This is a genomic window from Actinomycetospora sp. (assembly GCF_036497585.1).
Lineage (GTDB): Bacteria > Actinomycetota > Actinomycetes > Mycobacteriales > Pseudonocardiaceae > Actinomycetospora.
In genome coordinates this window covers 1-10,473 of record NZ_DASXJD010000119.1, presented here as the reverse complement: position 1 = coordinate 10,473, position 10,473 = coordinate 1, and the positions used below count along the sequence as shown (strand labels likewise).

At 76.1% G+C, this 10,473-nt stretch carries 9 protein-coding genes and 1 pseudogene; 5 read left to right on the top strand and 5 right to left on the bottom strand.

From position 1 onward, the window contains the following. A pseudogene (locus VGH76_RS11795) lies at nucleotides 1-116 on the top strand (IS982 family transposase); the annotation flags it as partial. A 20-nt stretch (nucleotides 117-136) separates the two neighbouring features. Here VGH76_RS11795 and VGH76_RS11790 read toward each other — a convergent pair. After that, nucleotides 137-724, bottom strand: coding sequence for a peptide deformylase (locus VGH76_RS11790; RefSeq protein WP_331556870.1), 588 nt, complete (start codon nucleotides 722-724; stop codon nucleotides 137-139). A gap of 199 nt (nucleotides 725-923) precedes the next feature. On the opposite strand from VGH76_RS11790, the gene VGH76_RS11785 reads away from it, so the two are divergent. Further along, nucleotides 924-1,253 (top strand): DUF3263 domain-containing protein, encoded by a 330-nt coding sequence (locus tag VGH76_RS11785; protein WP_331556869.1) that lies wholly within the window; start codon nucleotides 924-926, stop codon nucleotides 1,251-1,253. 78 nt (nucleotides 1,254-1,331) lie between these two features. After that, nucleotides 1,332-2,078: a LytR C-terminal domain-containing protein gene (locus VGH76_RS11780; protein ID WP_331556868.1), complete on the top strand. Its 747-nt coding sequence runs from the start codon at nucleotides 1,332-1,334 to the stop codon at nucleotides 2,076-2,078. 202 nt (nucleotides 2,079-2,280) lie between these two features. Here the strand turns inward: VGH76_RS11780 and VGH76_RS11775 are convergent, their stop codons facing one another. The 4 genes from VGH76_RS11775 to glp form a co-directional block, all read right to left on the bottom strand. Beyond that, complete coding sequence (locus VGH76_RS11775) at nucleotides 2,281-4,626, bottom strand: AAA family ATPase (RefSeq protein ID WP_331556867.1); 2,346 nt, start codon at nucleotides 4,624-4,626, stop codon at nucleotides 2,281-2,283. Further along, on the bottom strand, nucleotides 4,623-5,672 hold the full coding sequence (locus VGH76_RS11770; protein ID WP_331556866.1) for a phosphatidylcholine/phosphatidylserine synthase: 1,050 nt from the start codon (nucleotides 5,670-5,672) through the stop codon (nucleotides 4,623-4,625). The genes VGH76_RS11775 and VGH76_RS11770 overlap by 4 nt, the downstream gene beginning before the upstream one ends. A 4-nt stretch (nucleotides 5,673-5,676) precedes the next feature. Next, a complete protein-coding gene (locus VGH76_RS11765; protein ID WP_331556865.1) occupies nucleotides 5,677-6,489 on the bottom strand; it encodes a phosphatidylserine decarboxylase in 813 nt (270 codons plus the stop codon). Nucleotides 6,490-6,892: 403 nt separating this feature from the next. Beyond that, entirely contained in the window at nucleotides 6,893-8,107 is a 1,215-nt protein-coding gene (gene glp / locus VGH76_RS11760) for a gephyrin-like molybdotransferase Glp (RefSeq protein WP_331556871.1), read from the bottom strand. A 171-nt stretch (nucleotides 8,108-8,278) separates the two neighbouring features. On the opposite strand from glp, the gene VGH76_RS11755 reads away from it, so the two are divergent. Beyond that, nucleotides 8,279-9,577: a serine/threonine-protein kinase gene (locus VGH76_RS11755; RefSeq protein ID WP_331556864.1), complete on the top strand. Its 1,299-nt coding sequence runs from the start codon at nucleotides 8,279-8,281 to the stop codon at nucleotides 9,575-9,577. Between the two features lie 185 nt (nucleotides 9,578-9,762). Continuing rightward, on the top strand, nucleotides 9,763-10,473 hold a 711-nt coding region (groEL, locus tag VGH76_RS11750), incomplete at its 3' end, for a chaperonin GroEL (RefSeq protein ID WP_331556863.1).

Sequence of the window (10,473 nt, the reverse complement as noted above, 5' to 3'; positions counted from 1 at the left end):
CCACGGGGGTCTACGCCCGCGTCGCCGCCCGCCTGCTCACCCTGGCCGCCACGATCTGGCACAACTGGCAGATCAACGCCCCCAGCAAGCGCTCATTGATCGCCTACGACCACTGATCCCGATCGGACTCACTCATCTAGTGGCCGAAGGGGTCCGGGTCGACGCCGGGCATCCAGGAGTGGCCCGGGACGCCCCAGCCGTGGTCGCGGACCGCGCGCTTGGCGGCCCGCTTGTTCCGTCCGACGAGCCGGTCGAGGTAGACGTGGCCGTCGAGGTGGTCGGTCTCGTGCTGCAGGCAGCGGGCGAAGAAGCCGACACCGGAGACCTCGAGCGGCGCCCCCTCGACGTCGAACCCGGTGACCCGGGCCCAGTCCGCGCGCCCGGTCGGGAAGTTCTCGCCGGGCACCGAGAGGCAGCCCTCGGCGTCGTCGTCCTCGTCGGGCATGGTCTCCGGGACCGGCCCGGTCTCGAGCGTCGGGTTGACGACGAGGCCGCGGCGGCGCTCGCCGTCGAGCTCGGGGTCGGGGCAGTCGTAGACGAACACCCGCCGGCCGACGCCGATCTGGTTCGCGGCGAGCCCGACGCCGTGCGCCGCGTCCATGGTCTCGAAGAGGTCGTCGACGAGGGTCTTGAGCTCCGGGGAGCCGAACTCGTCGGCCGCGATCGGCTGCGTCGGGACGTGCAGGACGGGCTCTCCGGTGATGACGATCGGGCGGACGGTCACGGCGGGGCAGCCTAGGTGAGCTGCGGGATCGCGGCCCGCGGTGGTGGTGACGCCGTGCGTTGCCACGGTGTTGTCAGAGCGCCGTGGTTGAATGGGAGGTACCCGAATGACACCCGTGTCATTCGGGTACGGGATACCTCTCGCCGACCGGAGTTCGGCGCCGGGGCGCCCGGAGGAACGAGCCTCTCCGAGGAGAGTGATGGACGCTCCAGCAGCTTCGACCGACCCGGCGCCGGCCACCGGCTCCTCCGCGCGGCACGCCTCGGCACCGGACGACGGCCTGACCCGCCGCGACCGGGAGATCCTCGCCTTCGAACGGCAGTGGTGGAAGTACGCGGGCGCGAAGGAGCAGGCGATCCGCGAGCTGTTCGACATGTCGGCGACGCGGTACTACCAGGTGCTGAACGCCCTCGTGGACCGTCCGGAGGCACACGCGGCCGACCCGATGCTCGTGAAGCGCCTGCGCCGGCTGCGTCAGACACGTCAACGTGCCCGTGCGGCGCGTCGGCTCGGTGTGGAGCCGAGCTAGTGGTCTCCTGATCCCCGACGAGGTCGGTGCCCGAGTGAGTGAGGGCGTGCCGGCCGGGATCGGAAGGGGAGCAGGTTCATGACGGGTCCCGGGTCGTCCGGCGCCTCCCGGCTGCGCATCGTCGGCGTCGCGCTGCTCGGCGTGGCAGCGATCGCCGCCGTCGTGGGCCTGATCAGCCTCGGGGGGCAGGGCAGCTCGGCCGCGCCCGCGCCGCCGGCGGCCGAGGGGCCCACGTCGTCGTCCCAGGTCGCCCCGCTGCCGCCGTCGTCGGCTCCCGCCGCGCCCAACGCCGCCGCACCCGGCGCGCCCGCTGCGCCCGCTGCGCCGGTGCCGGGTCAGGCGGGGCTGCCGGGTGCGGCCCTGCCCGGGGCCCCCAACGCCGGTGTGGCCCCGCCAGTGGTCGGCGCCCTGCCGCCGGTCGCTGCGGCCCCGCCGATCGTGCCGGGCGGCGGTCCGGGCGGATCCGCGTCGGGTGGCGGCGGTTCGGGCGGCTCGGGCGGCTCGGGTGGCTCCGCGACCTACGCCGGCGTCCCGGTCCGCGTCTACAACAACTCGTTGATCGTCGGGCTCGCCGAGAAGGCCGGCGATCAGATGAAGCAGCGAGGCTTCGACGTCGTCGAGACCGGCAACTACGCGCAGGGCAACATCCCGGTGAGCACCGCCTACTACCGGCCGGGCACGGCCGAGCAGGGCGCGGCCGACGCCGCGGCCGCCGCGTTCGGCCTGCGCTCCGAGCCGCGCTTCCCCGGGATCGCCGGCGCCTCGCCCGGCGTCATCGTCATCGCGACCAACAACTGGGGCCAGACGGCGCAGAAGGGCTCCTGACGCGGGTCGGGCGCGCTCGTGGGTGAGCGGCGCCGTCCTGACGTTGGATGCCAGCATCGTGCCGTTCATGCCAAAGGGGTGGGCCGAGCCGCATGAGTGAACGGCGCCCTCCTGGGATCTGACGCCAGGATCGTGCCGTTGCTGCCACGGGGAGCGAGGACAGGGGCGGGAACCAGGGGCGGGAACCGGGCGGGGGCAGCCCTCACCCCCGCGACGCGTACGCCTCCAGCTCGGCCAGCTGACGCGGATCCAGCGAGGGCCGCACCACCTGCCGGGCGGCCGCGAACTGAGCGGCCGTGACCTCGGTCGAGTCCAGGGAGGCCCGCATCGCGGTGAGGGCCGCCTCGCGGACCAGCGCCGAGCAGTCCGCCGCCGAGTAGCCCGCCAGGTCCTCGGCGAGCGCGTCGAGGTCCACGTCGGACGCCAGCGGGGTGGCCTTCGCGGCGGCGCGGAGGATCGCCGCACGGGCCGGCGCGTCCGGGGGCGGCACGTAGATCTGGCGCTCGAGCCGGCCGGGCCGCAGCAGGGCCGGGTCGATGAGCTCGGGCCGGTTGGTCGCGCCGAGCACGACGACGTCGCGCAGCGGGGTCGCCCCGTCGAGCTCGGTGAGCAGGGCCGCCACCACGCGGTCGGCCACCCCGGCGTCGCTCGACCCGCCCCGCCGCGGAGCCAGCGCGTCGACCTCGTCGAGGAACACCAGCGCCGGCGCCGCGTCCTCCGCCCGCCGGAACAGCTCGCGGACCGCGCGCTCGGACTCGCCGACGTACTTGTCCAGCAGCTCCGCGCCCTTGACGACGAACACGTTGAGCCGCCCGGTGCCCGCGAGCGCGCGCATGAGGTAGGTCTTCCCGCCGCCCGGCGGCCCGTAGAGCAGCACTCCGCGCGGCGGCTCCACCCCGAGCCGGGCGAACGAGTCGGGGTAGCTCAGCGGCCAGAGCACGGTCTCGGTGAGGGCCTGCTTGGTCTCGGTCATGTCGCCGACGTCATCGAGCGTCAGCCCGCCCGAGTGCAGCGTCTGCGACCCCGACGACGACAGCGCCACCGGGCGCACCGAGGTCACCGCGCCGAGCAGGTCGTCCTGGCACAGCCGCAGCTCGCCGTCGTCGGCGCCCGGCCCGCGCAGCGCCGCCCGCACGGCCGCCTCGCGGCGCAGCGCGACGAGGTCGGCGGCGACGAAGCCGGGGGTGCGCAGCCCGATGACGCCGAGGTCGACGTCGCCGCCCAGCGGCACCTCGCGCAGCAGCACCCGCAGGAGCTCCGCGCGGTCGCGGTCGCCGGGGGCGGCCAGGCCGAGCTCGCGGTCGACGAGGTCGGGGGCGCGCAGCCGGGGGTCGACCGACTCGGGGCCCTGCGCGGTCGCCACCAGCGCCACCCGCTCCGAGGCCACCACGGCCCGCAGCTCGTCGAGCACCACCGTCGCCAGCGGCGGCGGGTCCGACGCCGGCAGGAGGGCCTCGACGTCGGGCACGAGCAGGACGGCGCGCGCCTGCCCGGACGCGGCCTCCCGGGCCCGGCGGCACGCGGTCCGGACCCGCTCTGCCGCGGCCCCCGCCTCGAGCGCGGCGGCGCCGGGCGCGTCGAGCACGACGACGTGGGCCTCGGCCTCCGCCGCGACCGAGCGCACCAGCGTGGTGCGCCCGACCCCCTCCGGCCCGACCACCAGGACACCGAGCCGGGGCGCCGCGCCGAGGCGGGTGAGCAGCTCGGGGCGGCGGAACACCAGCTCGAGCCACTCGCCGAGGCGCCGCGCGGCGTCCTGGTGCCCGACCAGGTCGCTGACGGTGGGCGGGGGCGGCTCGGCCGGGGCGGCCGCGGTGGGAGCCGGCGGGGCGGCGGGGGTCGCCCCGGTGACCGCGGCCGCGAGCCCCGGGCCCGGCGCCGCGGCACCCGTCGTCGGGACCCCCGCGAAGAACCCCGAGGGCGACGACGCCGCCGACGACGCCGCCTGCTCCACCGACCCGGTGCGCGCGCCGCCCTGCCACTCCAGGACGGTGCTCGGCCCGACGACGAACGCCGCGCCGGTCCCGGGCTCGGCGGCCACCACGGTGACGAGCTCGGTGGTCCAGGTGCCGCCGAGCTCGGCCGAGAGCCGGGTGCGGGTCCCGACGGCGTCGGCGCCGGGCACCGGGGCGAGGTCCTGCGGGAGCAGCGAGACGGTGTCCCCGGGGGTGACGACCTTGCCGGTCAGCGCCAGCCGCACGGTCTCGGGCGCCACCGCGGTGGAGGCCAGCCGGGAGCCCGCGACGGTCAGGGTGCGGGCGGCCGTGACCTCCACCGGCTCGACGGCCACGGCGGTGCCCGCGACGATCCCGGCGTTCACCATCGCGGTCTCGTCGAGGGTGGCCGTGCCGGGGGAGACCGGTCCGGTGGCCGGGGCGGCCAGGGCCACGGTCGCGCGGGTGCCGACCACCCGCACGGCGTCCCAGGCGACCAGCCCGAGGGCCGCGAGCACCTCGGTGTGCAGCCGGACGACGCCGCGACGGGCGTCGGTGGCCGACGTCGAGAGCTGCGCGGTCAACGTGACCTGCGGGACCCCGGGCCCGGTCACGGCCGATCCTGGCCCCGGTCCGGCCCGGAACGGTCGGGTCCCGACCGGTCGGGACCCGGTCGGTCGGAGGCCGGGCGGTCCTGCGGGCGGCGCTCCGGGCCGCGGCCCTGACCGCGCCGGCGTGATCCGCGCACGCCCAGCCGCCGGGATCCCGGGGTCCGGTCACCGACCCGGTCGCGGTTCATGGTCCGCCGTCCCGCCCGCGCGGCGGCGCCGGCCACCCGGCGCGGCAGCGGTCGACGGGGCGGCACCAGGCCGAGGCGGCGGTGGGCGCGGCGTACGGCGCGGCGCTGGCGGGGCGGGACGTGCCAGACCTCGGGGTGCCGCTCGAGCCAGCGGTAGCGGTAGACGGCGTAGGGGATGTGGGCCAGATAGAGCAGGATCGCGACGGGGTAGAGCGCGAACGGCACGGCGACGACCGCGGCGGCCGCCAGCGCCACCAGGACGAGCGCCGGCGCCACGGCCGTCGGCGGGACGCGCACGCTCTTGAGCGACGCCGTCGGGATCCGGGAGATCATCAGGGCGGCGGAGAGCACCGTCCAGATCGCGACGGTCACCGGCGAGGACCACCAGCCCGGGCCGAGCAGCAGCTCCGTCGCCAACGGCGTCAGCGCGACGAGCGCCCCGGCCGGGGACGGCACCCCGACGAAGAACTCGCCCGCGAACGGTGGGGCCTCGGCGTCGTCGGAGAGGGTGTTGAAGCGCGCCAGCCGCAGCGCGGTGGACACCACCAGGACGAGCGCGACGACCCACCCGATCCGCAGGTCGTGCAGCGACCAGAGGAAGAGGATCAGCGCGGGGGAGACGCCGAAGGAGACGCAGTCCGAGAGCGAGTCGAGCTCGGCGCCGATGCGGCTGGTCGCGTCGAGGAGCCGGGCGAGCCGCCCGTCGAGGGCGTCGAAGACACCGGCCAGGGCGACGCAGGCGATCGCGGCGATGTGGTTGCCGGTGACCATGAACTGCACGCCGGAGAGCCCCGCGCACAGCGCGAGCACGGTGACGGCGTTCGGCAGGAGGCGGACGCCCGGCGCGGTCGACGCGGGCACCCGCTCAGCCTCCGTCACCGGGTGCCCCCGGGGGAAGCGTCGCGGCGTCCGGGAGGGTCGCGAGGACGGTCTCGGCCCCGACCGTTCGCTGCCCGATCTCGACGCCGATGGCCGATCCCGGCGGGAGCAGCAGGTCGACCCGGGAGCCGAAGCGGATGAGCCCGTAGGTCTCGCCCGCGGCCACCTCGTCACCGGCCGCGGCGTCGCACACGATGCGGCGCGCGAGCAGGCCCGCGATCTGCACGACGGCGAGGTCGCGGCCCTCGGTGTCGCGCAGCCACAGCGAGGTGCGGGCGTTGCCCTCGCTTGCCTCGGGCAGATCGGCCGAGACGTAGGTCCCGGGCCGGTGCTCGACGGCGAGGACCTGGCCGTCGGTGGGGACGCGCTGGACGTGCACGTCGTAGACCGACAGGAAGGTGCTGACCCGCGGGCGCGGCCCGGAAGGGAAGCCCTTGGCGACGAGCTCGGGCGGCGCCTCGGCGTCACCGACGACGCTGACGGTGCCGTCGGCGGGGGCGACGGCGATGCCGGCGCGGCGCGGGGTGGTGCGCCGGGGGGCGCGGAAGAAGGCGGCGACGGCGGCGGTGGTCAGCGCGGCGCCGACGGTGCCGCGTCCGCGGGCGGCGCGGAGCGCGAGGGCGCCGGCGGCGACGGCGCCGATGACCGGCCGGCCGCCGGGGTGCAGCGGGGGGAGCGTCTCGCGGACGAGGTCGACCGCGTGGAGGACGGGGTGGCGCCGCGGCGCGGGCAGGCGCTCTCGGGCGGTGGCGCTGGGGTCACCCGGCGCCGGGGCGGGGGAGCGGTCGGACGCGACCATCGGTATGGGGATCCCTCGGTCGAGGTGCGGACAGGGCGAACCTATCGGGCGGCGCACCCGGAGGACGCGGCGGAACCGCGGCGCGGCGCGTCCGGTGTGGGGCCCGGGATCCGGGGCGAGGGGCCGGGGCCGCCATCCCCCGAGACGGCGACCCCGGCCGAGAACCGCTCGTCCGCTCCCCAGCGACAAGCGGTTGGTCGACGACGATCGTCACTCGATCGCGCATCGGACTACCCCGGTCGAACTCACCGGCGCGTGCGCCATGAGAGTTCTCACAGATGGTGCCCGATCTTCCTCGGGATCCCAAGGGCGATTCGCTCGGACGGCCCAGCAAGAGCACTCGCACGGCGGCTCGACGGCTCGTCCACGTGCATCCCGAGGGCGGCGAGAACGGTTCAGTGGATCACGGCAGCGGATCGAGGAGCCAGACCTCCACCTCGGTGCCCGCCGCCACCTCGGTGACGTCCTCGCCGACGACGAAGAGGCAGTCCGCCTGGGCGAGCGAGGCCAGCAGGTGTGATCCGGCACCCCCGACCGGGACCACGGTGCCCGTGACCGCGTCGAGTCGGCCCCGCCGGAACTGCCGGCGGCCCGCCGGGGAGCGCAGGTCCTCCGAGACCCGTGCGGTCACCCGGGCGCGGCCGGGCCGCGGGTGCCCCGCCGCGGCGCGCAGCACCGGGCGGACGAACACCTCGAAGGACACCAGCGAGCTCACCGGGTTGCCGGGGAGGGTGACGACGGGGACCGCGTGCCCGGCGTGCTCGTAGCGCCCCGCGCCCTGCGGCATGCCGGGCTGCATCGCGACCTTGGTGAACGCGACGCCCCGGGTGGCGAAGGCGTCCTTGACCACCTCGTACGCCCCGGCACTCACCCCGCCGGAGGTGACGAGGAGGTCGGTCGGCTCGTCGAGCGCGGCATCGAGGGTCGCGAGGAACTCGTCGACGTCGTCGGGCACGAAGCGAAGCAGCCGCGCCTGCCCGCCCGCGTCGTCGACGGCCGCGGCGAGCATCGGCCCGTTGGACTCGTGGATCTGGCCGTGCCGCAGCGGCTCTCCGGGGGCGACGAGCTCCGAGCCGGTGGAGAGCACCAGCACCCGCGGGCGCCGGTGCACGACGAGCTCGGCCGCGCCGACCGCCGCGGCCAGCCCGATCTGCGCCGGCCCCAGCACCGTGCCGGCCGTGAGCACGGTCTGGCCTGCGACGACGTCGTCGCCGGCGCCTCGGACGCTCTGCCCGGCCTCGACGGCCTTCTCGACGGTGACCGTCGCGCCGGGCAGCCCGCCGTCGGTCCACTCCACCTGCACGACGGCGTCCGCGCCCTCGGGCAGCGGAGCGCCGGTCATGATCCGATGCGCGGTGCCCGGCGCGAGCGGCGGACCGTCGACGCGGCCGGCCGGGACGTCCTCGGGCACGGGCAGCGTCGCGGGGAGCCGCCCGAGGTCCGCGGCGCGCACCGCGTAGCCGTCCATCGCCGAGTTCACGAACGGCGGGAGCGCGATCGGCGAGGTGAGGTCGGTGGCCAGCACCCGGTCCCGCGCCTCGGCGAGCCCGACGGTCTCGGGACCGGTCGGGGCGACGAGCGCCGCGACGGCCGCCGCGTGCTCCTCGACCGGGCGCATCGCGGCGGGGTCCCCGTGGTCGTGGCCGGCGTGCCCGTGGCCCTGTCCGCGGTGGTCCCGGCCGTGCTCCCGTGCCCGTGCGTCGTCGCCCACGGCGCCATCGTGCCCGGCCGGGCACGCCGGGACCCGAGCGGACCCGGGTGACGGGGCCCGGCGACTACCCTCGGCGCCGTGTCGGTCCCCCCGTCGGATGGAGTGCCGCCGGGCCCCCGCTCGGCCACCCCGACGCGCACGGAGGAGGACCTCGGCGGCAGCTCGCTCGGCCGGTTCCGGGTGGAGTCGGTGATCGGCCGCGGTGGCATGAGCACCGTCTACCGCGCCACCGACACCCGGCTCGACCGCCGCGTCGCGCTCAAGGTCATCGACCCCGCGCTCGCCGGCGACGACGAGTTCCGCGCCCGCTTCCTCGAGGAGGCCCGCAACACCTCCGCCGTCGACCACCCCCACGTGGTGCCGCTCTACGACGTCGACCACGCACCCGGCCCCGGGGGTGAGGACCGGCTCTACATCGCGATGCGGTTCGTCGACGGCCGCGACCTCGCCTCGCTCATCGGGGGCCGGCCCCTCGCCCCGGAGCGGGCGCTGCGCCTGCTCGACCAGGTGGCCGACGCGCTCGACGCGGTGCACGCCCACGGCCTCGTGCACCTCGACGTCAAGCCGGCCAACGTGCTGGTCGAGGGCCGGGGCGGGAGCGAGCACGCCTACCTCGCCGACTTCGGCCTGACCCACCGCGGCGCGACCGGCCACCGCACCCACGCGGGGGACTTCCTCGGTTCGCCGACCTATGCCGCGCCCGAGCACCTGCGCGGCGAACCGGTCGCGGCGCGGACCGACCTCTACTCGCTCGGGTGCGTGCTGTTCACCTGCCTCACCGGCCGTGCGCCCTACCGGGGCACCGTCACCGAGGTCATCGACGCGCACCTCGCCGGCCGGGTCCCGGCGGCGACGGCGGTCCTCGGGGCGGCCGCGGCGGGGGCGCCGCCGCTGGGTCGCGAGGTGGACGACCTCATCCGTCGCGCCCTGGCCACCGACCCGGCCGCCCGCCCGGGCAGCGCCCACGAGCTGGTGGCGGCGGCGCGGGCGGCGCTCGCCCGTCGTCCCGGGCCGCTGCGGCCGCGCGAGGGGAGTCCTGGTGCGGGTGGAGCGACCCGCTCCGCCCCTCGCGGTGCCGTCGGGCCGGCGAGGCCGGCGACGGGGCCGGTTCCGCTCGGCCCGCGTCCGCACGAGGGGAGCCTTGGCGCGGACAGAGCGGCCGGATCCTCCCCTCGCGGCGCGACTGGGCCGGCGGGACCGCTCCGTCCGTCGACTGCCACCGGCCCACCGCCCCGTCGGGTGCAGGCCCCGGCGGCGCCCGCCGATCTGGGCGCGTTCGGCCGGGCCCCCGGTCCGCGGGTATCGGTGGTGGCCCTCGCCGTCGCGGGGGCGGTCGTCGTCGTGGTCGTCGTCGTGCTGGTCCTCGCGCTGGCCTGACCCGACCGGTCCGGGCGCCCCTGAGTCGCTTGCACTCACCCCACCCGAGTGCCAGACTCGCGATTGGCACTCGCTATGTTCGAGTGCCAGGTCGGGACGGTGAGGCCGGCGGAACGGAGCCGGTCGTCCGTCGCGGGCACCGAGCCTGGCCGAGTTACGTGTCTCTCATCGGAGGACCACCCAGCATGGCCAAGATGATCGCGTTCGACGAGGAGGCCCGTCGCGGCCTCGAGCGGGGCATGAACAGCCTCGCGGACGCCGTCAAGGTGACCCTCGGCCCGCGCGGCCGGAACGTCGTCCTGGAGAAGAAGTGGGGAGCCCCCACGATCACCAACGACGGCGTCTCGATCGCGAAGGAGATCGAGCTCGAGGACCCGTGGGAGAAGATCGGGGCCGAGCTCGTCAAGGAGGTCGCCAAGAAGACCGACGACGTCGCCGGTGACGGTACGACCACCGCGACCGTCCTCGCCCAGGCGCTGGTCCGCGAGGGCCTGCGCAACGTCGCCGCCGGCGCCAACCCGATGTCGCTCAAGAAGGGCATCGAGAAGGCCACCGAGGCGGTGTCGCAGCAGCTCCTGAAGTCGGCGAAGGAGGTCGAGACCAAGGAGCAGATCGCCGCTACGGCGTCGATCTCGGCCGGCGACGCGCAGATCGGCGAGCTCATCGCCGAGGCGATGGACAAGGTCGGCAAGGAAGGCGTCATCACCGTCGAGGAGTCGCAGACCTTCGGGCTCGAGCTCGAGCTCACTGAGGGTATGCGCTTCGACAAGGGCTACATCTCGCCCTACTTCGTCACCGACCAGGACAGGATGGAGGCGGAGCTGGACGACCCCTACATCCTGCTCATGGCCTCGAAGATCTCGTCGGTGAAGGACCTGCTCCCGCTGCTGGAGAAG